Consider the following 23004-nt stretch of genomic DNA (forward strand, 5'->3'; position numbering starts at 1 on the left):
CCAGAACAAAAATAGCACTTCCATTTTTTGCAGCGCTAGATAGTTTTGCAGGATATGCTTTATATACCTTGAAAAGCGGATAAAACTTATATACCCTATAAACAGGATATATATTAAATATCCGATATACCGAGTATGAAAGGTATCTGAATGGAACAGCCTCAAGCAGTCCGAAACGAGCAGCAGCTTGGTGCATTAATCCGAATTGCTCGCAAAAACAAAGGTTGGCGGCAGGTTGATCTCGCACGACAGGCATCTATGCGCCAGCAGCTCATTTCTGATCTGGAAAATGGAGCTTCCTCGTCGCGATTGGATACGATCCTCAAGGTGCTTGCAGCCTTGGACCTCGACTTGAGCATAACGGGCCGCCAAGCGCCTTCCTTTGATCCCCAGGATTATTAAGGTGAGGGAGTAACAGCATGGGCCGAAAACGCAGATCACACGCTCTGGACCTGTATGTTGGATTGAGTAAAGTAGGCACCTATACGCGTGCTTCAACTGGCGCCACGTCTTTTCGCTATGACGAAGACTGGCTTGTCTCTAAACGGGCTTTTCCTATTTCATTGTCTCTGCCACTTTCCGACCGGATATGGAGTGGAGATAGTATCGCCAGTGTTTTTGATGGACTTTTGCCCGATGATCAGGCGGTCAGGGAGGCCATCGCCGCTCGAGAAGGTGCGGACAGCGCTGGAACATTCGATCTTCTCACAGCAATAGGCAGAGACTGCGTTGGGGCATTGCGCTTTGTCCCTGAAGGAGAAGATCCCGGCGAGCCGACGAAGATGACCTATCGTCCGATCAGTGATGCTGAAATCTCCCGCCGCCTCGCAAGTCTGGCACGCGCTCCACTCGGAATGGCGGCGCATAGAGATAATGGGGAAGAAGACTTTCGCATCTCCATTGCAGGCATGCAGGAAAAGACCGCTTTTCTCTATGCAGAAGATAGATGGCAGTTGCCTCTTGGTGCAACGCCTACCTCGCATATATTTAAGCCAGCAATGCGTGAGGGACCGAACGGTGCCGACTTTTCAGACTCACCCTGGAATGAATGGTTTTGTCTCAAGCTTTGCGAAGGCTTCGGTCTGGCGTCGGCCGGTGCCGAAGTTCAACATTTCAACAACAAGCCGGTTATCATCGTGAAGCGTTTCGATCGGCGTTGGCAGGATGGCGTTCTCTACCGTTTGCCACAAGAGGATTTATGTCAGGCGCTTGGCGTGTCACCGGCTCGGAAATATGAGAGCGATGGTGGACCCGGAATCCTGTCTATTCTCGAATTTTTAAATCAGGCCGCCAGTCCTCGTGCGGACAGGTTAACTTTTTTTAAGGCGCAGATAGTCTTCTGGTTGCTCGCAGCGATCGATGGTCACGCGAAAAATTTCTCTATTTTTCTGACGCCAGGTGGCTTCCGTCTCACGCCCATGTACGATGTAATGAGTGCAGCGCCTTACCCAGAGCTGACACCGCAGAAGATCAAACTCGCTATGGCGATCGGCGACAATCGCCACTATCGTGTGCATGAAATCGTACCTCGGCACTTTTACCAAATGGGCAAAACCGCTGGATTTGCCAAGGTGGATGTTGACGAAATGTTTGATGCTGTGGGTCAGACGTTTACGGAAGTTTTGGAGGATGCGGTTTCTGCTGCTGATAAAGCTTGTATGCCGGCCAATACGCGTGATGCTATCGTCGAAGGTGTCCTTGCTCGCGCCAAGCTAGTGACGTAAATTTCACGTAGAACTGGCAAGGGTAACTTTGAAAAAATCACTTCTGAGAAAGCGGGAACGGGTGAGTTTTGTATTCTCCCCACACACCATGCACCTCCTGGTGAATACACTCCGGTGCTAAATAGATCCTAAGCATTTGGCATGCTTTTAACTTTCATATATTCGCCTCCGGCTTCTCTGTATTCGCTTGATTTCCGAGTTTATTGATAACGTCTTGATCTGGATGTTATTTGCCGGTTGAGGCACGAATACAAATTCCTCCTCTTTTGTAATCGCCTATTTTCCTGCCACATTGCGGCTCAGGAGAAGTGCGTAGTTGTGATCAAGTAGTCAACGTTTGTGCCGTCGCTGGAAAAGGGCAGGGTCAAAGTGCTATATCGCGCGAAGTCTGTAGTCGGGTGAGGGAGAGTATCGCGAAAATAACATGGCTGTTTGTGTTCCGTGGCCCATGAATAGGTTTCCACAACGTCGTCAACATTTTCGTATTCGTCGAGCCAATGTCCGCTAATGTTTGTTCTCAGTGTTGCGACAATTTTGGTGCCGGCTAATCGGAACTTATATCTGGCAGGGTTGTTATGGACTTCAGCTATAATAATAAAGGGCAAAGCGGCGACAACGCTAGCCGGATTGAAGTCACTTTTTCGCGGCATTGATTTGCTGCCTTTGAGCTCAAGCCAGTATTGATAGACCTGAGTATGGATATGCGAGTCAAACTCAATATTGTGGAGGTCTTTGATGAATGATCTTGTTGACTCGGGGCTGTTGTTCATAATCTCGTTTGAAACTTTCTACTTAGATGCAGATCGGTAAATGACCGCAAACTCAATTGGTGCATTGCACATACATTAGAACGTTAAGAAAAACTTAATAAGCTTTTAACTCCTATGCAAGTTGGTATCCAGGAGGTGGCGGGAATGGTGAAAAAGCGATAACCTGACTTAGGGGGCGTAGAGGAGCAGGAAACACCCCTCAGACCCGCACTAAGTCTTTAGAAAATAAGGCCCACACCCACATCACGCCACTGCTACTTTTATCTTGCACCGCGCCCCTTTCTCCACGACCCTTCCTTCTGGATAACTCAAGGAATTCTGCACCTTTCCCGCGCCCCGCGCCAAAACATCCCATGCCCCGCAACTATATCCTAAAAAAACCTATCAAGTGGTTGCGGGTGAATTGGTCACTTACAGCTGATTGCTCGTTCAGGGAGCGCTTGAAAAGAGATGGGAATTTCAATTTGTTCCGGCTTTTGCGGCAGACAATAAGCAGCAGACCGAATATTGCCAGTGGAAGCGTAGGAGGCAAAGAGATACTTATAATGTGCAGGATCATTTCATCCATATCGGACAGGCCGTTGTCATAGACGATGCTGAGTACGATTTTATAGATGCCGGTGCCCGTAAACACTCCTGGATTGTCCTCGATAACATCAGTTAGGACAAGCGGATTACTGTTGTCGCCAATGTCCAGTTCCTCTCCCTTGAGGACCCAGCGGATATCGAACATGTCTTGATCCATTTGCTGAAGTAGAAGCTTGAGTTCCTGCTGCTCAGCAAACATGTCACACAGGGAGACGTTGTTTAGGGTTGAGCCGCAGCCATTAAGGTCAAAGTCTTCGCCCAAGTAGATGGTCTGCTCAGGAGTCGCATCTGCCACAAGTTCATAATCATCTGTATCCGTATCTGTATCTGTATCCGTATCGGTGTCCGTATCTGTATCGGTGTCTGTATTCGCGTCTGTGTCCGTATCCGTATCGGTGTCTGTGTCTGTGTCTGTGTCCGTATCTGTATCCGTGTCTGTATCCGTATCCGTATCGGTATCCGTATCAGTGTCCGTATCGGTGTCCGTATCCGTATCGGTATCAGTGTCTGTGTCCGTATCGGTGTCCGTATCCGTATCGGTATCCGTATCAGTATCAGTGTCGGTGTCTGTGTCCGTATCCGTGTCGGTGTCGGTATCAGTGTCCGTATCGGTGTCCGTATCCGTATCGGTATCCGTATCAGTGTCGGTGTCTGTGTCTGTGTCCGTATCGGTATCCGTATCCGTATCAGTGTCGGTGTCTGTGTCCGTATCGGTGTCTGTATCCGTATCACTGTCAGAATCAGTATCAGTTATGATGATACCGCCACCGCCGCCACTACCGCCGCCGCCAAAAGCGTCAACGAGGCTGGCATTGGGGCCAAGGCCGGAGCGGGTGTTGGGATTTGTGAAGAACTGGGCAATAGTATTGGCGGTAAAGTCATTCCCAAACGAGCCGGTATAGCCCGGTCCACCGGCGGCTGGCGCGATATCATTCAAGAAAGCTAGCAGCTGCTCATTGAGTTTTTCCTCGAATTCCTCAAGGCTGGTCGGGCTGACAATAATACCGACAATATAGGTTTCCTCGTTGTCCAGCTTTTCAAAGGCGAGGCGCACCGGCTCGCCATCGGTGCGGATCAGGGACGTCATCAGCCAGCCTTCAGGTTTTACTTCTTCGCCGGAGGTTACGGGAACCAAAGGAGCCTCATCATCCTGGTTGCCCGGGCGTCCCTCGAGGGTAATGCCGCTGGAGGTGAGTTTTGCCTGGCGCTTGCTAGTTCCCACGCCGGCGTCGACAACCCGGAGTTCATTGCCGTTGAAGCCGAATTTGCGCCCGAACGGGTAAGCCAGTTTGCCACCGGAGGGCAGGGTGGTAGTCACCACGAACAGGCGGTAAGTGCCGGCCTCCACATCTGTGGTGCCGAATTTATCCACATTCAGGATGCCGTCCTTGATAAAATCATTCTCTGCGCTGGCTTCCAGCGCCACGAGCCCTTTGCCGCCGATCAGGTCGCTTTTCGGACCGACCCGCATAAAGCCGCGATGGGGCGTTTTTCCATCCGGGCCAAGATCCCAGCCATAATCCCCGGCAGCCAGGCCAAACTCGGACAGGGAGGTAAACGGCATGGCGAAGGCAGAAGAGGCGGACCGGGCCGCGGCGTCGATAATCCGGCGGGCCGCCTGTTCCAGGGTCTCACTATCCAGCGGCATCTTGCCCAGGGCGCTGAGCAGGCCTGAGGTGCGGTCGCTGATTTCTTCCGGAATCCCGGCGGTTTCGTCAAAATAGTCCTGCAGGAGTTGCAGCGCCTCGTCGGAGCCGTCAGTGGCGGCGGCCAGGGCGTCTTCCAGGCTGATGGCGTTTACCGTTTTCTCAGCCGTATCCGGCAGAACCGGCGAGGGGGTCTCCTTGTCGTAGATTGGTCCCTGCGGGGTCAGGGCGGATTTGCGGATCGGGGCACCCGTCCCGTCCTTACCGACAGGGGCAATCGGTTCGGCGTCTTTTTCTTCCGGCTTTTTTAGGAGATTGTCGACAGTTTTTTCAAAGGTGCCGTCTTCGACGATCACAAACGGTTCCGCTTGTTGTTTGGCGGCGTTGCGTGTGAAATCGGCGTCGGCAAAGTTAGAGTATATCCAGGCACCGAGTGCAACTGTACCGACTGTTGCCAAGAGTTTCAGTTTTGCTTCCATCTGCGTTCACTACTCCTAGACATTTCTACTCCGATTAAAGGGCGATCGTGTGTCGCTTCGCGAAACTGTATTAGTTGATGTTTCCGTGGGAATCAATAAAAATGAGGTCATATTCAAAAATAAAGAGAAGGTTAAACTGATTAAACTGATTAAACTGATTAAACTGTGACCTTTCCCATGAGCATATGCTCCCCAAGCTAGGGTTATGATTGCGGGTGATTTGTCATATGGCGGATATTGCCATCCGAGGGAGACCTGAAAGTCGATGTGAATTTCACTTTATGACAGGCAAGATTGCTCAAGTTTCAGAGACAGGATTGCAAAAGAATGGCCCCGAAAATCGGGGCCGGACGAATGTTTGTGTGAGTGGTTAATATTTGGGGTGTTGTGATGCCGCGTTGTGTTTTGCGTTATTGTTTTCTCCACTTTAGGGAGAATTTGCAGACTGACTTGTGTCGGTTTTCGGCTGCAAATGATGCAAATAGTCGACGGCTTTTTGCGCTTCCTTCGCCGCGATAAAAACGGCCTTCTTGTCGTTCCTGAGGGCCATTAGCCAGGACTGAATATAGGCGGCATGATCCAGTCTTGGTTGGGGTGTAACAGATAGCCTGCAGCACAGGAAAGCCGCGCCCAATTCGGCGATGAGTTCTTCAAAGGCATATTTCTGATCTCCGAACTTCTCTCCCTTGTCCCGGTTGAGGCGATGCTCTGCCCCGCTCCAGTGGGTCAACTCATGCAGGATTGTACTGTAATATCCCTCTGTGGCGCTGCTGTATTCCGTTTCTGTGAATAGATCTCGGGACGGAATAAAGATCCGATCCAGGGTAGGGGAGTAATAGGCCTTATTACCGCCATGAGAAATATGCGCTTCCGTGCCGGCGATGAATTGTTCTGCCTCGTCCAGGTCGGAAACCGGGCAGGGTTCGTTTTCTTCATCTGTATCTTTTTCATCTTCCGCCTTGTCCCAGCCTTCTACCTGGTCGGCATTAAAGACGCGACTGGCCCGGGCAAAATGTCGGGTGACAAGTTCCGTTTCTCCGGGAACGACTTCTCCGTTGATCATTTCGTCTTCTTCTCTTTCGAAGGCCTTGTAAAAAATGATAAAGGATGATTTGCTGCCTTTCTTGATTTTGGCGCCCTGTTGTTTCCATTGCTTGAAGGTGCCCCAGCAAGGGGAACTGAAGCCTTTCAGATAGGCTTCTACCCAAAGGTTGAGAATATTGATCCCCTGGTAATAGTTCCCGGTATGGGCATTCACGGGCAGGGACAGACCGCTGTTCCAGGGCAGACTGCAACTGATGCTGCCTTGTTCCAGGGCTTCCACAATTCTGTCGGTGACTGTCTGGTGGATATCGATGTTGGTCATGGTCTTCACTCCTGAAAGAACACAATCCCCAATGGACTGCGCTTTACCTTTCGAGGGGCGAAGGGGGACCATCGAAGATGGTGGGGAAACAGTCCCGGTGGCTGTTTTCCCATACCCCCGCCGGGTTCAGGAGGAGATCAAGGGTGTGGTGCGGACAGTGAGCGAAGCGAACAACCCGGTCCCTTGAGGGACGACAGGTTCCGGCATAAGCTCGAAAGACAAGGATAAAGAGAAGAATAAATTGTCTGCTTTACTTATGTTGTAGAGAATAGTTCTAAGAAGACATTCTTAAACTTAAAGAAGGGGCGGTAAGTGGTGTGCAGAAAGGTGTACTATTTCAATTTAACTTACTAGTAAATATGAGTCTGCCAGTGCCTTTTGGTTGCACCAACATCCTTTTTAGGAAATCCAAAATTCCGCCCAGACTTCTGAAAGTCATAAAATTCCGAGGTTGAACCGTAAAGCATGTTGCAGAATTTGGGGCGTGTTAAGCTTCTTGAGATTATAAGTCCTTTTATTCATGTTTGAATTTTATTGGTTTCCAGTGTCTCAGGGTTTGGGATAAAATCCGACCATAGTATTTTGAATTTGACTTCAAGTCTGTCAGGGAAGGTGAAAAGTTGGACATCGGGAAGCGTCTAAAAGAAATCCGGTTAGCTAGAAAATTATCGCAGCGGGAGCTTGCAAAAAGAACAGGCGTGGCGAATGCAAGCATATCTCAAATAGAATCTAACCATCTAAACCCAACAGTAGGCGCTCTGAAAAGAATTCTGGACGGCATCCCTATCAGCCTCTCCGATTTTTTCAGTGAGGGGGATATAGAGGATAAACAGATCTTCTTCGCTGTGGAAGAGCTTGCCGAAATCGGGGAGAGGGGCATATCCTTCCGACAAGTCGGAGCCAACTTGAACAATAGAGCTATCCAGTTTCTGCACGAAAAATACAAGCCCGGGGCCACAACTGGCAAAACGGCAATTAGCCATGAAGGCGAGGAGTGCGGTATTGTTTTGAAAGGCAAGATTCAGATTGAGGTTGGCGATCAAAAGAAAATACTGGGGCCCGGGGATGCTTATTATTTTGCCAGCAGTATGCCGCACAGGTTTAAGAACGTGGGTTCTGAAGAATGTGAAATTGTCAGCGCCTGCACCCCGCCGACATTTTGATTCTCAACGATAAGGGAGCTTGTTTGCTATAATGAACACTTTCTGCTCGTCATTTATATTTTTCAAGGGGTTATATTAGATAAAATAACGTCTTGTTTCGCTCAAGATAAATTTCCTACACTTTCATGCAGTTGATATTTCATGTGTTAGGAAAATGACCCGTGAGTGAAACAGTGCAAAAAACAGGTGCCTTTTGGATGCCGTTTACAGCAAACAGGGCGTTCCGGGAAAGTCCTCGGATGCTGTCAACCGCTGAGGGTATGTATTACAAGAACGTCGATGGTCATAAAATCCTGGATGGTTGTTCGGGCCTTTGGTGTGTTAACGCTGGGCATGGTAACGCCAAAATAACTGAAGCCATCAAGAAACAACTCGATCAGTTGTCCTATGCTCCTGCATTTCAGATCGGATATGGAATTGCATTTGACTTTGCAGATAGGCTGGCTGAACTCTTTCCTGGCGACCTGAATCATGTCTTTTTTACAAACAGTGGTTCAGAATCAGTAGATACAGCTCTCAAGATTGCCCGGGCTTACCACAGGGCAGCCGGCAATCCTGAAAAAGTTAAACTGATCGGTCGGGAACGTGCCTATCACGGTGTAAACTTTGGTGGAATTTCAGTAGGCGGAATTTTGAATAACCGGCAACGTTTCGGACCATTGTTGCCCGAAGTAGATCACCTGCCGCATACCCATGATCTCAATAAAAACGCCTTTTCAAAGGGGCAGCCCGAAAATGGTGCCGAAAAGGCAGACCGCCTGCTTGACCTTATTGCGTTGCATGGTGCCCCCAATATTGCAGCGGTCATCGTTGAGCCGATGGCCGGGTCGACCGGTGTTTTAATCCCGCCAAGGGGTTATCTTGGGCGGCTACGTGAGATTTGTTCGCAACACGATATTCTCTTAATATTCGACGAAGTTATTACAGCTTTTGGGCGGCTTGGAGACAGCTGCGCGGCGTCCCGGTTTGACATACAGCCGGATATGATTACAACGGCCAAAGGCCTGACCAATGGTGCTGTGCCCATGGGAGCGGTGATGATAAGTGACCAGATTCATAATGCCCTTATGACCGGTCCGGAGAACATGATTGAACTGTTCCATGGCTATACCTATAGCGGCCATCCGTTGGCCTGTGCAGCCGGACTGGCCACTTTGGATGTCTATGCCGAGGAAGACTTGTTTAAACGGGCGAGAGAGATGGAGCCTTACCTGGAGCAAGCTGTTCACGGTCTATCCCATCATAATTGTGTCATTGATATTCGAAATTATGGGATGGTTGCAGCGATCGAGTTGGCACCGTTGGCAGAAAACCCAGGAGTACGGGCTTTCAGCGTTTTTCAGAAGGCTTTTGATGCAGGGCTTCTCGTCAGGACAACTGGAGATACAATTGCCCTGTCTCCGCCGCTGATCATAACAAAACAGCAAATTGATTTCGTTGTGAATACGCTGGATGGAATTCTGGCAACAATATGATTTAGGAAACAGAGAAATGAAGGAATTGGAATTTTTGGCCGATTATCTCGGCCAGGAAACAGGATTGCTCGTGCTTAATCCTGTGGATGACAGCGAACTTGCGGTTGTCCGCGACTGGACGGTCACAGAGGTGGAAGCCGCTGTGGAGAAGGCGGAAACGGCCTTTGGCGACTGGTCAAAACGTACCGCCAAGGAGCGGTCGGCGGTGCTCACACGCTGGTATAATTTGATAATGGAGCATCAGGAGATGCTGGCCCGGATCATCACGGCGGAGTGCGGCAAACCGCTGGCCGAAGCGTGGGGCGAAGTGGCTTACGGTGCCAGCTTTATCGAATGGTTCGCCGAGGAAGGTAAACGGCTTTATGGCGACATGATCCCGGCCCCGGGAGCGGACAAGCGGATCATGGTGCTCAAGCAGCCGATCGGTGTGGTGAGCGCCATCACGCCCTGGAACTTTCCCAATGCCATGATCACCCGCAAGGTGGCCCCTGCGCTGGCGGCGGGCTGTACCGCTATAGTAAAGCCGGCGGAAGCGACACCGCTGTCGGCGCTGGCGCTGCAAAAACTGGCGCTGGAAGCAGGCCTGCCGGAAGATTGCCTGCAGATTGTCACTACCACAAAACCGGCGGAGATTGGCCGGGTACTGACCACTCATCCGACCATCCGCAAGTTCAGCTTTACCGGCTCAACGGCAGTGGGCAAGCTGCTGGCACAGCAATGTGCGGGGACGGTCAAGAAGGTGTCGCTGGAGCTTGGCGGCAATGCGCCGTTTATCGTTTTTGACGATGCCGACCTGGAGGCGGCGATCAGGGGCGCCATGGCCAGCAAATACCGCAATGCCGGCCAGACCTGCGTCTGCGCCAACCGCTTCTATGTGCAGGACGGAATCCATGATACTTTTGTCGCCCGGCTGACCGAGGAAGTGGACAAGCTGAAAGTGGGCGATGGGGCCGAGGAGGGCATCACCGTCGGCCCGCTGATCAACCGGGCGGCTGTCGACAAGGTGGAAGGGCTGGTCGAGGCCTCTCTTGCCGCGGGAGCCACAGCGGCGACCGGCGGCGGACGTCATGACTTCGGCGAGAATTATTTTGAACCCACCGTGCTGACCAACCTGCAGCATGGCGAAGAGATCTCCCGGGCGGAAATCTTCGGCCCGGTGGCGCCGGTGTTCCGGTTCCAGGATGAGCAGGATGTGATCCGCATGGCCAATGACACGCCTTACGGGCTCGCAGCTTACTTTTATGCCCGCGACCTGGGCCGGGTATTCCGGGTCGCCGAAGCGCTGGAATACGGCATGGTCGGCATTAACGAAGGGATCATCTCCACCGAAGTGGCGCCGTTTGGCGGGGTCAAGGAAAGCGGTATCGGGCGGGAAGGCTCCCGCTATGGCATCGATGATTATGTGGAACTGAAATATTGCCTGATAGGAGGGCTTTAAGATGAATAATGCAGAACTCTGGGCGCGCCGGGAACAGGCGGTGGCCCGTGGTGTCGGGACCATGCACCAGCGCTTTGCGGCGCGGGCGGAAAATGCCGAACTGTGGGATGTGGAAGGCAAGCGCTATATCGACTTTGCCACCGGCATTGCCGTGAACAACACCGGGCACAGTGACCCGCGGATCATTGAAGCGGTGAAGGCGCAGCTCGACAATTTTTCCCACAGCTGTTTCCAGGTTAATCCCTATGAAAGTTACATCGCGCTGGCGGAAAAGCTCAATGGAGCCGCGCCGGGCGACACGCCCAAGAAATCCATCTTCCTCACCACCGGGGCGGAAGCGGTGGAAAATGCAGTCAAGATCGCAAGGGCCGCGACCGGACGCTCCGGCATCATCGCCTTTAAGGGCGGTTTCCACGGCCGCACCATGATGGGCATGGCGCTGACCGGCAAGGTGGCGCCCTACAAGGTCGGTTTCGGGCCATTCCCGTCCGATATCTATCATGTGCCTTACCCCATTGCCTATCACGGCATCACCGAACAGATGAGCCTGGAGGCGCTGGACGGCCTGTTCAAGGCAGATATCGATCCCAAGCGGGTGGCGGCGATCATCCTCGAGCCGGTACAGGGAGAGGGTGGCTTTTACGCCGCGAGCCCCGACTTCATGCAGGCGCTGCGCAAGCTGTGTGACGAGCACGGCATGCTGCTGATCTGTGACGAGATCCAGACCGGTTTTGCCCGGACCGGAAAACTATTCGCCACGGAATACAGCAATATCGAGCCGGACCTGATGACAGTGGCCAAGGCCATGGCCGGCGGCTTCCCGATCAGCGGCGTGGTCGGCAAGGCGGACATTATGGATGCGGCGGCCCCGGGCGGCCTCGGCGGCACCTATGGCGGCTCACCGCTCGGCTGTGTGGCCGGGCTCAAGGTGATGGAGATCATCGAACAGGATAACCTGTGCGGGCGCGCCGTTGAAATCGGCGAACTGTTCAAAAGCCGGTTGTTGCGGATGAAAGGCAACGGCACGGGCTCCATCGGCGAGGTGCGTAACCTCGGCGCCATGATTGCCATGGAGCTGGTGAAGGACGGCGATGCCGACCAACCCGATGCCGAGCTCACTGGCCGGATTGTCCGGGAAGCGGCAGAACAGGGCCTGACGTTGCTCAGCTGCGGGGTGCGCGGCAATGTGATCCGCTTCCTGCCCGCACTCACCGCCAGCGACGACATTCTCAACGAGGGACTGGATATCCTCGAAGAGGTGATGGCGATCAGTTAGCTCCTCACAACTGATTGCAGACCTGACTGGGACCCCTTCGGGGGTCCTTTTTTTCTAACTGAAGTAAATTGAATTAGGCAATAATAGTTTGTTGGAAGCGCATCAAGATATGGGAGGTTTGCATTCTTATCCATGTAGACATGTTGTTGCTTCGAAGGACTTTCCGTCGATTGTCACCTCTCCACGTTGGGACGACTGCTGGAAGGTGCCGGATTTTTTGACAACTATACCAGCATACATAAAAAAGTTTGTATGCTCCTCCGAAACGTGTTACGAAAAATAAAGAACGTAACACGATTTGGAGGACGTATGAACGACCAACCACAAGAAAGGCTGGCCCGGCTAGGGGTAAGCCTCCCATCTAGACTGCTGGATGAGCTTGATACAATGATCTCGGATCGGGGATTGACCAATCGCTCCCAACTGATTGCGGAGCTGGTGCGCCAAGCGGTAACCAAACATGCGGCGGTGGAGCCGGGGGCCGTGCTCGCTGGCACGATCACTATGATCTACCAGAACAACAAGGGACATATCCGAAATGCCCTTGCCCAGACCCAACAGTATTTCATTAAGGAAACCATCTCCTCCCAGCATGTCTTTCTAGAGGAGGACCATTCTCTCGAAGTGCTTCTGGTTCAGGGAACCATCGAAAGGCTCAATGACCTATGTGATCAGATGCGGGCGATCCGCGGGGTTAACCAGATAAATTTGGTGACCACACGTACCTTGCTGCCGCCCCTTCATGCACATGGGGATGAAGCAGGCGAAATCGAATTTAAAAAGAAAGAGGTAAAATAGATGAGCGGGTCAGAAACAGCAGATCCAGCGCTTGCCCGGGAACATGCCCGCCGTCAGGCAGGGACAAAGGTCGAGGCGATGCGGACGATCCCGTCCTCTGCAGCAGTAAATCTGCCGGATGGAGTGTCGGCAAAGGATGTTATCTGGGATGAGGTGATTGCCGCCGGTGGTTATGCCATTCACAGCCTGACACGCGGGGATCGCTTGCAGATTATAGATATCCATGGAGACGGCTGCGTTTCCCTGAATATGTTTAACGCCCAGCATCCTGCGGAACGGTTGAATGTGGCCGACAGCATCAAGGTTCAGTGGAAAGCCTATCTCGGGCAGGGGGACCTGATCCTGTCCGGACTGGGCCGGGTGCTGGCCAGTATTCTAAAGGATGACGGTTGCGGCATTGATCCCTTCAGCGGGGCGTCAAATCGGCATACTGTTCTGGATCATTATGGCGATAACAGTATCGATCATCCTAATGCGCGCGATCGTTTTCTGACGGCAGCGGCCAAATGCGGGCTCTCCCGCAAGGATGTACATGCCTGTCTGAATATCTTCAAGCCGGTGCGGATTGCCGAGACGGGCGAGACACTGGTGGAGGTGGGACCATTCGTGCCCGGCCGTGTCCTGGAATTGCGTGCGGAAATGAACCTGCTGGTGTTTCTCGCAAACTGTCCGCATGTCCTTGACGAGCGAAAGGCGTATAGCGTGTCGCCGGTCCGGGCGGTGGCCTGGAAGGGGGAAGAAACAGGATTTGATGATCCGATCCGCAACGCCAGTCCCGAAGCACTCCGGGCCTTTGAAAATGTCGAAGATTATTTCCACAGCGGTGAGCAGAGGGGAGAAGGATGATGTCTGATAAAGCACTCGACATATTGCCAGGGCAGGTCGTCCATGACGAAACCGTGGCTGCAAAAGCTCCTTGGGCGCATTCTCTTCTGAAGGGGCAGGCCCTGCGTATTGTGGATCTGGAAGGTAACCAGGCAGTCGATTTCCTGGCCTATAACCTGCACGATGACAGTGAACGATATAGCGCCCAGGATACAATTGCTGCCCAGCGCAATGTCTACCTGACTACCGGGTCGGTGCTGCTCTCCAACGAGGGGACGCCGATGATGACCGTCACCGGCGGGTCGGTGGATCGTCACGACACCATTGGCGGGGCCTGTTCCTGTGAATCCAATACCCTGCGCTATGGCCATCACACCCGGGCGCAACATGCCTGTGTGGAGAATTTTCTGATCGGTAATTCGCCCTTTGGCGGAGACAGCCGCGACTTGGTGCCTAATATAAACTGGTTCATGAACGTGCCAGTGGAAGCAGACGGTATGCTGGGTATTGTCGACGGCATTTCCGCGCCCGGCCTTTATGTGGATATCCGCGCTGAAATGGATATCAGAATCGTGGTGTCCAACTGTCCGCAAATTAACAATCCCTGCAACGGCTTTAACCCCACGCCGGTACGTATGATCATTTCAGGATAGGGTGGAGGGCGAGAGTGTTTTCCAAAGTATTGATTGCCAATCGCGGCGTTATCGCTTGCCGCATCATCCGGACCCTGAAAAAGATGGGGGTTCAATCAGTTGCCGTCTACACGGAGGCCGATGCGACCTCTGCCCATGTGCGCTATGCCGACGAAGCGATTTATATCGGCGGGCCGGAGGCGGCTAACGCCTATTTGGACGGAGATAAAATCATCGAGGCGGCAAAGGCTGGGGGGGCGGAAGCGATCCATCCGGGATATGGTTTCCTGAGTGAGAATGCCGGTTTCGCGGAGGCCTGTGCAGCGGCGGGTATCGAGTTTATCGGACCGACACCCGATACTATCCGGCTTTTCGGGCGCAAACATACTGCCCGTGAACTTGCCCAGGCGGCGGGTGCCCCGCTTATGCCGGGCAGCGGTCTGTTGGAAAATGCGGACCAAGCGGCTCAGGAAGCGGAAAACCTCGGCTATCCGGTAATGCTGAAGGCGACGGCCGGCGGAGGCGGGATCGGCATGCGTGTTTGCGAAGACCGGGATGACCTGCTGAGCGCCTTCGATACCGTTCAGCGCCAGGGTCAGGGATCTTTCGGGGATGGGGGTGTGTTTCTAGAACGTTACGTGCGGCACGCCCGCCATGTGGAGGTTCAGATCTTCGGCGACGGAGGGGGGAATGTGGTTGTGCTCGGGGACAGGGATTGTTCCCTTCAGCGCCGAAACCAGAAAGTGATTGAGGAAACACCCGCGCCAAACCTGCCGACACATATCCGCGACCTTCTCTGGCGAAGCGCCGGGGATATAGCTGCTGCTGCTTGCTATCGGTCGGCCGGGACCGTTGAGTTCCTGTATGACGTCGACAGAGAGACGGCCTATTTTCTGGAAGTGAATACTCGTTTGCAGGTGGAGCATGCGGTGACTGAGGAAGTGACCGGGGTTGACCTGGTTGACTGGATGGTGCGCGGTGCCTCGGGTGATTTCAGTGTTATGGAAAAAGACGTTCCGGCCAGAGGCGCAGCCATTCAGGCCAGGGTCTATGCAGAGGATCCCAGTAACGACTATATGCCCAGTGCTGGTCTTGTCACCGATATTAGCGGACCGAAGTCCACAAGGTTCGAAACTTATCTTGAGCCCGGAGTGAAGGTCAGTGCACATTATGATCCCATGCTTGGCAAGATTGTTGCATCTGGCCCGGATCGGGCGTCGGCACTTGAGGCATTGGAAACGGCTCTTACAGAAACGACAATCAGTGGACTGACAACAAACCTGGAATGGTTGAAAGAAGTGGTGTCTTTGTCCGAAGTTGTCGAAGGCAAAGCAACGACCCGCACGCTGGAAAAAGTCGCCTTTCAGCCGCAGGCAATGCGCATTCTTTCCGGCGGTCCGTCCACGACTGTGCAGGACGCGAAGGGACGCCTGGGATACTGGCATGTCGGCGTGCCACCCTCAGGCGCGATGGACTTTCTGTCATTGCGCCTGGCCAACAGACTGTTGGGCAATAGTGAGGACGCCGCAGGACTTGAGTTTACCGCCATGGGTCCGGCCATCAGGTTTGAGTGTGCCAGCTGGATATGCCTCGGGGGAGCGGATTTTGCGGCCGAACTGAATGGTAAGCTGATCAGGACCTATCAGGCCATAAAGGTAACTGCCGGGGATGAACTGGTCTGCGGCCGGGTTAATGGCGCCGGTTTGAGAGGATATCTGGCGGTGGCGGGCGGCATTGCCGTGCCGGAATTTATGGGAAGCCGGGCGACCTTTACACTGGGTGAGTTCGGCGGACATGCCGGGCGGGCGCTTGCGGCGGGGGACTTGCTCCCCATTAAGGCGTGTGACCGGCTGGAAAAAACTGACGAGTGTCGCTTCACGAACCTTCCTTCTCTCGAGAAGGAATGGATCATTCGAGTGACGCTCGGGCCACATTCAAGTCCCGATTTTTTCACCGATGAAGATGTGGATATGCTCTTGGCGGCCAACTGGAAGGTACATTTTAACTCCAGCAGGACTGGGGTACGACTGGTCGGCCCGAAACCGGACTGGGCGCGTAAGGATGGCGGCGAAGCCGGCCTTCATCCCTCCAATATTCACGACAATGCCTATGCCATCGGTGCGGTGGACTTTACGGGGGACATGCCAATCCTGTTGGGTCCCGACGGTCCGTCGCTGGGCGGTTTTGTCTGCCCCTTTGTCACGATCACCGCCGACCTGTGGAAACTGGGTCAGCTGGCGCCGGGGGACAGGGTGAGTTTCCAGCTTGTGGACGACCGTTCGGCGCGGGAAGCCCTGTTCAGTCAGGAAAATTGTATTTCCAATGGAAGCGAGACCGTCTGGTCGTCGGTTGCTGTCGCCGCGCAGGATCAGGACGCCATTCTTCATCGGCTGGAAGAAAGCGGGGAACGTCCCGCGGTAACCTATCGTCGCCAGGGGGATGCCAATCTGCTGGTGGAATATGGTCCCATCGTTCTCGATCTGGAGCTCAGAGCCAGGATCCATGCGCTGATGCTGGCGATTGAAGAGCGAATTGACGGACTGATCGAGGTCACGCCCGGGGTGCGCTCCCTGCAAATCCATTTTGATCCGCTGACGGTAAATCGGGAAACGCTAATTGACAAACTGGTCGAGATCGAGGAAACGCTGGGCGATCTCTCGGATTTTGAGGCGACGTCCCGGGTCGTACATTTGCCATTGTCCTGGGAAGATCCGCATGTGCAACAGACCATTGATAAATATATGCGGTCGGTCAGGGATGATGCGCCCTGGTGTCCGGATAACATCGAATTCATCCGTCGGGTGAACGGCCTGGAGAGCCGGGAAGATGTCTATCGCACGGTTTTTGATGCGGATTATCTGGTGATCGGACTTGGTGATGTCTATCTGGGGGCGCCGCTGGCAACCCCCATGGATCCCCGGCATCGTCTGGTGACCACAAAATATAATCCCGCCCGGACCTGGACGCCGCCGAATGTGGTGGGCATCGGCGGGGCCTATCTTTGTATTTACGGTATGGAAGGACCCGGCGGCTATCAGCTGTTCGGCCGCACCGTGCAGGTCTGGAACTCCTGGAGTGCAACGGGGTCTTTTGAAGCGGGGTGCCCGTGGCTGCTGCGCTTTTTCGATCGGATCAAATTCTATGAGGTCAGCGCAGAGGAGCTTGCGGAATGGCGGCGGGAATTTCCCCTCGGCAGGCGCGATGTGAAAATTGAGGAAGATGTCTTCCGTATGCAGGATTACCGGGCTTTCCTGGAGCGGGAAGCCGGGAGTATTGCGGAATTCCGTACCAGAAGAGAGGCGGCCTTCGCCCGGGAGCGGGATGACTGGGAAGCCGCGGGCGAATTTTCCAGGGTTGCGGAAATGGAGGAAGCGCTCGAGACGGAAGCTGCCCCGGCGGCCCTGGAGCTGCCGGAGAATGCCATGGCCATCGAAACGCCTCTGAGTGGTGTGGTCTGGAAAATCCATGTTGAAGAGGGGGTGCAGGTTACCAAGGGGCATGTTCTAGCCTCGGTGGAAGCTATGAAAATGGAACAGGCGATTGCGAGCCCTTGTAACGGCGTGGTTATCGGCATCTATGCAGCAGAAGGCAGTGAAGTTACTCTGGGGTCCACGATCCTGGCAGTAAAAGAGGAGGATTAGGCATCATGACAATATTTTCGGTAAACGACATTGCAGAGAGGGTAAGGTCAGGCGGGACAACCGCCGTTGAGATCGCAAGAGACGTTCTGGAGCGCTGCCGAAAATATGATGCCGTGCAAAAGCAGGTCTGGATCCTGAGGCTGGATGAAGAAAGCCTGTGTGCACAGGCGGCCCGGATTGACAGCCGGATCAAGGCTGGGGAAGTGCTTCCGCTTGCCGGTGTGCCCTTCGCCGTCAAGGATAATATCGATGTGGCCGGCCTGGAGACCACGGCAGCCTGTCCGGCCTTCGCTTATACACCGGAAGTCTCGGCCCCGGTTGTAGAACGACTGCAGGAGGCCGGCGCACTGCTGGTGGGCAAGACTAATCTGGACCAGTTTGCAACTGGCCTGGTGGGTGTGCGTTCGCCTTACGGAGCGGTTCAGAATGCTTTTAATCGGGAATATGTCAGTGGTGGATCAAGCTCTGGCTCGGCAGTGGCAGTGGCTGCCGGGCTAGTGGCGTTTGCGCTGGGCACCGATACGGCGGGGTCGGGAAGAGTACCTGCGGCATTCAATCACCTGATCGGCCTGAAACCGACAAAAGGGCGCTGGAGCACCCGTGGGGTGGTACCTGCCTGCCGGTCGCTGGATTGCGTCAGCGTATTTACTAACGATGTGCGGGATGCCGGTCTGGTGGATGACTGCCTCAACTGGTTTGACGAAAAAGACCCTTTTTCACGACCGGCTGCCGGTTCTCCCGGCACAGGAGCGGAGTTCAGCTTTGGTGTGGCGCGGGATGAACAGTTGCAGTGGTTTGGTGACCAAGCCTCCCGGCAGGCGTATGAAAAGGCAGTCGGGCATCTGGAGATGCTCGGCGGTAAGAAAGTGACGGTGGATATCTCTCCGCTCAGTGATTGTGCCGCTATGTTGTATCGTGGGCCCTGGGTAGCGGAACGTGCTGCGGCTGTCGGGGACCTGTTGAAGAATAATCCCGGCGCCATTCACCCGGCAGTCCGGGGCGCCATGCGTGATGGCCAGGGAGTGAACGGCGTCGATACTTTTAACGCTCTGTACCGTCTAAAGGAATTTGAGCGTATGGCCGGTAACATGTGGAAGGGTATGGATATTCTGGTGCTGCCGACAACGCCGACCATCTATCGTATTTCGGAACTGCTTGCCGAACCGGAAGTCCTGAACGCCAATCTGGGGTTATATACAAACTTTGTAAACCTGCTGGATATGTCGGCGATCGCTCTGCCCAGTGGCCAGCGTGAAAACGGCACGGGCACCGGGATTTCCCTCATCGGTCCGGCTCATATGGACAGAGGATTGCTGGAAATTGCTGCTCGTTTCGAAACGCAGTTTGGTGACATGACGCGTCCCCCGCTTGATCTTGAATCATCCGGGGATACTGTGGTTCAACTGGCCGTTTGTGGTGCTCACCTGCATGGAATGCCGCTGAACTGGCAATTGGCTTCCCGACAGGCAAAGCTGGTGTCAAGGACCCGGACTGCCCCGGTCTATAAAATGTACGCGATGGAGGTCTCACCCCCGAAACCGGCACTGATTCATACCGGCGCGGAGGGCACTTCCATTGAAGTGGAGATTTATGAACTTTCCACTGAGGATTTCGGAAGCTTTGTGGAGGAAGTGCCGCCACCGCTTGCGATCGGTAGCGTTGATCTTGAAGGCGGTGATACCGTTAAAGGCTTTGTTGCGGAACCACGCGCCTGCGATGGCGCCATGGATATCAGCCGGTTCGGGGGTTGGCGGCGTTATATGGCGACGCAGAACGCCTGAAACCATATCAGAAAATTCCACAGGAATATCTCTTTCACTGTGATTGACCGATACATAGACGAATTATTGGCCAGGCGTGATGTTGACGTTAGGTATGAAACTGTTCGATAAGTTCGGAGCAGAATATACGTGATGCACCAAGAAGAGGCAGCCTCTCTTTTTGGTGGCTACGGCTGCCTACTCCGGCTTTCTATTTGAAAAGTTTCTACCCGAGAAATATGTGAAAAATTTTACAGAAACCATTGGTCATTGCTTTGCCGTAACTTTCAAGCCCAAGATTCCGATGACAATAAGGCCGAGGCAAAATAGCCTTAGCATATCCTTGCTCTCGTTTAGGACAACCATGCCAAAGATCGAGACCCCGACAGCGCCTGTGCCTGTCCAGATGGCATAGGCTGTGCCAATGGGAATAGTCTGCATCGCCCGCGACAGGAAAAACAGGCTGATGAAAGCTGCAATGATAAAGCCCGCGGTTGGGCCAAAGCGAGTAAAACCATCTGAATATTTTAAAAGGAGCGCCCAGACGCACTCAAATCCCCCGGCAATTACCAGATAAACCCAAGCCATTTGTATTTCTCCGTTCAGGCGCTCTCTAAATTGCGCAACTGTTAGCTAAATTTTGGTGTTTCCTTAGCGAGAAACGCCCGCACAGCTTCTTTGTGATCAGCAGTAGTGAAGGTGATGGTCTCAAGCGCCAGGGAGGCCGGGACCAACTGGGTACCGAGCTGCTTTAGCATGAGATTTACTGATTTTTTGGTCAGCTCGATTGCCATGCGCGGTCCCGTAGCTAGCCTTTTGGCAAAGGTCATCGCTGTTTCTTCCAGTGCATCGGCATCCACACAATGGTTCACCAGACCGATGTTGGCTGCTTGCTCGGCGTTGATTGGGTCACCAGTCATCAGGAATTCCTTGGCACGATTTGGCCCGATCAGGAGAGGCCACAGCAATGCGCCGCCATCTCCGGCGACAATGCCGACGTTCACATGTGGATCGGAAATGACGGCTTTTGCGCTCATGAAGGAGACATCGGCGAGCAGGGCGATGGTTGCTCCGAGGCCTACGGCATGGCCGTTGATCATGGCGATAACTGGTTGGCGAATTTCTAGAAGAGAATTCACAATTGCAGCGCCGTCCCGCACCATTTCCGCCAAGTCCTCAGCGGTGTTGATGTCGTCGCGCATCCATTTCAGATCGCCACCGGCGCAGAAAGCACGACCTTCCGGGTCGCCGGTGATAACTACAACTCGGACGGAATCATCTAGACTGATTTTTTGAAACACACGAGCCAGTTCATGGTGCAGAACCGCGTCGATGCAGTTTTTGCCGGCCGGGTTGCTTATTGCAATAGTAAGAATGCCTTCTTTAATATCAATGTTCAGCTTGGTGTATTCATCATATGTCATTTTAGGTCTCCAGGTTGCGCACCGCTTTTGGCGGCCTTTGCGACTTTAACGGTTTCTTTGAAAAATGCGGCCGCGCTTTCAATGGACGCGGCTATAGCGTCCTCGTGGGACTGGCCGATGGGAATGAGGCGGCAGGTATAAGTCAGCAGGCTTTCTTCTGGCCCGCAGGCTTCCACCTGCAATGTGCCACAATATCGGGACCAAGGTGTGCCGGCGGTATCAATCATTGCGTATGAATAGCGGCGACGCTGGTCATCATGCTCTTCAAGTACTTCCACAATGTCTCCGCCTCCGAGTTTATCGGAGAGGGTCAGGGTTCGTGTGGCGCCCGGAGTATTGCCATTGCCTGTGGCTGAGACGGAAAGGACTTCGTCTCCGGAAATTTTCAGAATACCGGCCCAGTCGCCTATTAAGGCCCACGCGTCGTCGGCGGAAACAGGTGCACGTGCCCCATAAAAGCCGGCAGCAAAGGCGCCGTCACGGTGAATGGACGTTGTCTCGTCCTTCAAAAAATCAGACATAAATCTTTCCTTGGGTTAGGGGACGTATAGATTCTCGTCCCTTTTGGCGAACATTCGATCGACGGCTTCTTTGACGCTCTGCAAGTTGCTTTACATATAGGTGTCGCGAAAAGATCTCCGGCGAAGCTGATGCCTGTTTTTGCCTGGGATAGAACCGCCGCTAGACCGTCGGTCCGGGCGCCATCACTGATAACGTTAGAGTGCGTCATTGATCTTCTGCCGGTTCTTCAAATTGAAGCGCACCCCAGTGCACAAGTAGTTTGCCAGCTCGTACCTCGTAATAATCTGCAGAGCGGAGTCTGACGATCTTGCCGGTTGCTTTCGATCGTCCGGTATATTCGTGCAGAACCACACCTTCGTTGCCGTTGTTGAATTCTTTGAACACTCTTCGTTTCAGGTCGACTATGTCATCAGCAATGGCGGCACAGGACGCCCGCAGGCTTTGTGGATCAATTTCAGAGATTTCCGTTAGCGAATGGTAGGCCGGGTCCGCCGCGTCCAGCGCATAGTCAAAGCGCTCAGCCAGCATTTCCTCATAAAAACGATTGATCAGATCTGTTGGGGTCTTGTCGCTCATAGTTTCAATCCTTGTCGAAGTTTTGGCGCGGGATCATTGGTGTTCAGTCAAAGAGTGGTATATCAAACCACAGATGGTCTTCGCCGTACCGGCCTGTATCTTCCACGGCATCAACGGCGAGTGGCCGGTGACCTCCCGGGATGACATAGTCGCCGGAGACCGGGAATTCCAATCCTGTCCATTCTGTCCACTTCTTCAGGGAAGCCGTGACAGTAATGGAATCATATGCGATGCCTAAATTTTTCGCCCCTAATTTAACAAAGGAGTTTAACCATGGATCAATCAGGCCGCCGTTCTTGTCGCGCCAACAAAGAAATTCGTCAAAAGTGAAAGTAGGATAAAACTGTTTTATTGCTGGCCGCACGGGGGAGAGGTAATTTGTCATGCTATGATCGCGGGTCAGTTTGCTGTTTTGCCTGAGAAACAGCTTGGTGATGCCCTGACCCTGGGAATCCGGAGCAACGGCGCCAAAAATGCCGACGAGCGCGGTCGGTTTTGCACCATCCTCATATTCCTCAAGGCAGCGAAGCAGTAGCTCGTTATAGCCGGGAAGATCTTCCGGGCTACCATCCCAGCAAAGAGGTACGTTGATATTGATCCCAACAGTTTTGTTTTCGTCGTTCAAGATGAAGTAGTGATAGTGTGCGAAGTTCTTGAGAATTGCATCCTGAGTTTGCTGCCAGGTCGGTTCCTCATTCAGAAACTGCGGGAAAGATTCATCTTCCAGTTCACTGATCCTGGAAGCCAGCGTCGGATCGTCTGCAAATGATTTCACGAATAGAGACATGACAAGCCCAAATGCTTTGTTGTTAAGAGTTCTGATCTTACCGATCACTCGTCAATACTAATGCCAGATCAGAACTTTCTGTATATATCTGTTCAAATTATTAAATCAGGAATA

Annotated in this window: 19 protein-coding genes; 11 read left to right on the plus strand and 8 right to left on the minus strand. The window is 53.3% G+C overall.

The annotated features are described in order from the left end of the window. The first annotated feature begins 150 nt into the window (after positions 1-150). Both FIV46_RS17860 and FIV46_RS17865 read left to right on the plus strand, forming a co-directional pair. Positions 151-402: a helix-turn-helix domain-containing protein gene (locus FIV46_RS17860; RefSeq protein ID WP_139942308.1), complete on the plus strand. Its 252-nt coding sequence runs from the start codon at positions 151-153 to the stop codon at positions 400-402. A gap of 17 nt (positions 403-419) precedes the next feature. Continuing rightward, complete coding sequence (locus FIV46_RS17865) at positions 420-1724, plus strand: type II toxin-antitoxin system HipA family toxin (protein ID WP_139942309.1); 1305 nt, start codon at positions 420-422, stop codon at positions 1722-1724. 299 nt (positions 1725-2023) lie between these two features. Here the strand turns inward: FIV46_RS17865 and FIV46_RS18485 are convergent, their stop codons facing one another. From FIV46_RS18485 to FIV46_RS17880, 3 genes are all read right to left on the minus strand, one after another. After that, complete coding sequence (locus FIV46_RS18485; protein WP_139942310.1) at positions 2024-2494, minus strand: PAS domain-containing protein; 471 nt, start codon at positions 2492-2494, stop codon at positions 2024-2026. A gap of 364 nt (positions 2495-2858) precedes the next feature. Further along, positions 2859-5207, minus strand: a complete 2349-nt coding sequence (locus FIV46_RS18160) for a hypothetical protein (protein ID WP_181163306.1) — start codon at positions 5205-5207, stop codon at positions 2859-2861. A 427-nt stretch (positions 5208-5634) separates the two neighbouring features. Beyond that, positions 5635-6573: an ArdC family protein gene (locus FIV46_RS17880; RefSeq protein WP_139942311.1), complete on the minus strand. Its 939-nt coding sequence runs from the start codon at positions 6571-6573 to the stop codon at positions 5635-5637. A 620-nt stretch (positions 6574-7193) separates the two neighbouring features. Between FIV46_RS17880 and FIV46_RS17885 the strand changes: the two genes are divergently transcribed. The 9 genes from FIV46_RS17885 to atzF all read left to right on the plus strand — a co-directional run bounded on the left by FIV46_RS17885 (position 7194) and on the right by atzF (position 19602). Next, positions 7194-7736 (plus strand): cupin domain-containing protein, encoded by a 543-nt coding sequence (locus FIV46_RS17885; protein WP_139942312.1) that lies wholly within the window; start codon positions 7194-7196, stop codon positions 7734-7736. A gap of 197 nt (positions 7737-7933) precedes the next feature. Then, complete coding sequence (gene aptA, locus FIV46_RS17890; RefSeq protein WP_139942337.1) at positions 7934-9211, plus strand: omega-aminotransferase AptA; 1278 nt, start codon at positions 7934-7936, stop codon at positions 9209-9211. Between the two features lie 16 nt (positions 9212-9227). Next, positions 9228-10649 (plus strand): NAD-dependent succinate-semialdehyde dehydrogenase, encoded by a 1422-nt coding sequence (locus FIV46_RS17895; RefSeq protein WP_139942313.1) that lies wholly within the window; start codon positions 9228-9230, stop codon positions 10647-10649. 1 nt (position 10650) lies between these two features. Continuing rightward, positions 10651-11925 carry a 4-aminobutyrate--2-oxoglutarate transaminase gene (gene gabT, locus FIV46_RS17900; protein WP_139942314.1) on the plus strand — a complete coding sequence of 425 codons (1275 nt, stop codon included), beginning with the start codon at positions 10651-10653 and terminating at the stop codon, positions 11923-11925. Positions 11926-12234: 309 nt separating this feature from the next. Beyond that, positions 12235-12723, plus strand: a complete 489-nt coding sequence (locus FIV46_RS17905) for a CopG family ribbon-helix-helix protein (RefSeq protein WP_139942315.1) — start codon at positions 12235-12237, stop codon at positions 12721-12723. After that, positions 12724-13569: an urea amidolyase associated protein UAAP1 gene (locus FIV46_RS17910; RefSeq protein ID WP_139942316.1), complete on the plus strand. Its 846-nt coding sequence runs from the start codon at positions 12724-12726 to the stop codon at positions 13567-13569. Beyond that, positions 13566-14201, plus strand: a complete 636-nt coding sequence (locus FIV46_RS17915; protein WP_139942317.1) for an urea amidolyase associated protein UAAP2 — start codon at positions 13566-13568, stop codon at positions 14199-14201. The genes FIV46_RS17910 and FIV46_RS17915 overlap by 4 nt, the downstream gene beginning before the upstream one ends. A 14-nt stretch (positions 14202-14215) precedes the next feature. After that, on the plus strand, positions 14216-17821 hold the full coding sequence (uca, locus tag FIV46_RS17920) for an urea carboxylase (protein WP_139942318.1): 3606 nt from the start codon (positions 14216-14218) through the stop codon (positions 17819-17821). A gap of 5 nt (positions 17822-17826) precedes the next feature. Then, the gene (gene atzF / locus FIV46_RS17925) at positions 17827-19602 is read left to right on the plus strand and encodes an allophanate hydrolase (protein ID WP_139942319.1); all 1776 of its coding nucleotides are present in this window, start codon (positions 17827-17829) and stop codon (positions 19600-19602) included. 246 nt (positions 19603-19848) lie between these two features. On the opposite strand, the gene FIV46_RS17930 is transcribed toward atzF, so the two are convergent. The 5 genes from FIV46_RS17930 to FIV46_RS17950 form a co-directional block, all read right to left on the minus strand. Continuing rightward, a complete protein-coding gene (locus FIV46_RS17930; RefSeq protein WP_139942320.1) occupies positions 19849-20169 on the minus strand; it encodes a DMT family transporter in 321 nt (106 codons plus the stop codon). A 41-nt stretch (positions 20170-20210) separates the two neighbouring features. Further along, the gene (locus FIV46_RS17935; protein ID WP_139942321.1) at positions 20211-21005 is read right to left on the minus strand and encodes an enoyl-CoA hydratase/isomerase family protein; all 795 of its coding nucleotides are present in this window, start codon (positions 21003-21005) and stop codon (positions 20211-20213) included. Then, complete coding sequence (locus FIV46_RS17940; protein WP_139942322.1) at positions 21002-21526, minus strand: SRPBCC family protein; 525 nt, start codon at positions 21524-21526, stop codon at positions 21002-21004. The genes FIV46_RS17935 and FIV46_RS17940 overlap by 4 nt, the downstream gene beginning before the upstream one ends. Before the next feature lie 205 nt (positions 21527-21731). Next, positions 21732-22103 (minus strand): nuclear transport factor 2 family protein, encoded by a 372-nt coding sequence (locus FIV46_RS17945; RefSeq protein ID WP_139942323.1) that lies wholly within the window; start codon positions 22101-22103, stop codon positions 21732-21734. A 43-nt stretch (positions 22104-22146) separates the two neighbouring features. Further along, complete coding sequence (locus tag FIV46_RS17950) at positions 22147-22938, minus strand: hypothetical protein (RefSeq protein ID WP_139942324.1); 792 nt, start codon at positions 22936-22938, stop codon at positions 22147-22149. Between the last annotated feature and the right edge of the window lie 66 nt (positions 22939-23004).

It is taken from the genome of Emcibacter nanhaiensis (assembly GCF_006385175.1).
GTDB lineage: Bacteria > Pseudomonadota > Alphaproteobacteria > Sphingomonadales > Emcibacteraceae > Emcibacter > Emcibacter nanhaiensis.

What these genes read in the sequence shown, in the direction of transcription:
- FIV46_RS18160 (WP_181163306.1), bottom strand. Translation starts at nt 5,207, where the DNA reads ATGGAAGCAAAACTGAAACTCTTGGCAACAGTCGGTACAGTTGCACTC.
- atzF (WP_139942319.1), top strand. Translation starts at nt 17,827, where the DNA reads ATGACAATATTTTCGGTAAACGACATTGCAGAGAGGGTAAGGTCAGGC.
- FIV46_RS17940 (WP_139942322.1), bottom strand. Translation starts at nt 21,526, where the DNA reads ATGTCTGATTTTTTGAAGGACGAGACAACGTCCATTCACCGTGACGGC.
- FIV46_RS17860 (WP_139942308.1), top strand. Translation starts at nt 151, where the DNA reads ATGGAACAGCCTCAAGCAGTCCGAAACGAGCAGCAGCTTGGTGCATTA.
- gabT (WP_139942314.1), top strand. Translation starts at nt 10,651, where the DNA reads ATGAATAATGCAGAACTCTGGGCGCGCCGGGAACAGGCGGTGGCCCGT.
- FIV46_RS17865 (WP_139942309.1), top strand. Translation starts at nt 420, where the DNA reads ATGGGCCGAAAACGCAGATCACACGCTCTGGACCTGTATGTTGGATTG.
- FIV46_RS17895 (WP_139942313.1), top strand. Translation starts at nt 9,228, where the DNA reads ATGAAGGAATTGGAATTTTTGGCCGATTATCTCGGCCAGGAAACAGGA.
- FIV46_RS17915 (WP_139942317.1), top strand. Translation starts at nt 13,566, where the DNA reads ATGATGTCTGATAAAGCACTCGACATATTGCCAGGGCAGGTCGTCCAT.
- FIV46_RS17945 (WP_139942323.1), bottom strand. Translation starts at nt 22,103, where the DNA reads ATGAGCGACAAGACCCCAACAGATCTGATCAATCGTTTTTATGAGGAA.
- FIV46_RS17935 (WP_139942321.1), bottom strand. Translation starts at nt 21,005, where the DNA reads ATGACATATGATGAATACACCAAGCTGAACATTGATATTAAAGAAGGC.
- aptA (WP_139942337.1), top strand. Translation starts at nt 7,934, where the DNA reads ATGCCGTTTACAGCAAACAGGGCGTTCCGGGAAAGTCCTCGGATGCTG.
- FIV46_RS17910 (WP_139942316.1), top strand. Translation starts at nt 12,724, where the DNA reads ATGAGCGGGTCAGAAACAGCAGATCCAGCGCTTGCCCGGGAACATGCC.
- FIV46_RS17905 (WP_139942315.1), top strand. Translation starts at nt 12,235, where the DNA reads ATGAACGACCAACCACAAGAAAGGCTGGCCCGGCTAGGGGTAAGCCTC.
- FIV46_RS18485 (WP_139942310.1), bottom strand. Translation starts at nt 2,494, where the DNA reads ATGAACAACAGCCCCGAGTCAACAAGATCATTCATCAAAGACCTCCAC.
- FIV46_RS17880 (WP_139942311.1), bottom strand. Translation starts at nt 6,573, where the DNA reads ATGACCAACATCGATATCCACCAGACAGTCACCGACAGAATTGTGGAA.
- FIV46_RS17930 (WP_139942320.1), bottom strand. Translation starts at nt 20,169, where the DNA reads ATGGCTTGGGTTTATCTGGTAATTGCCGGGGGATTTGAGTGCGTCTGG.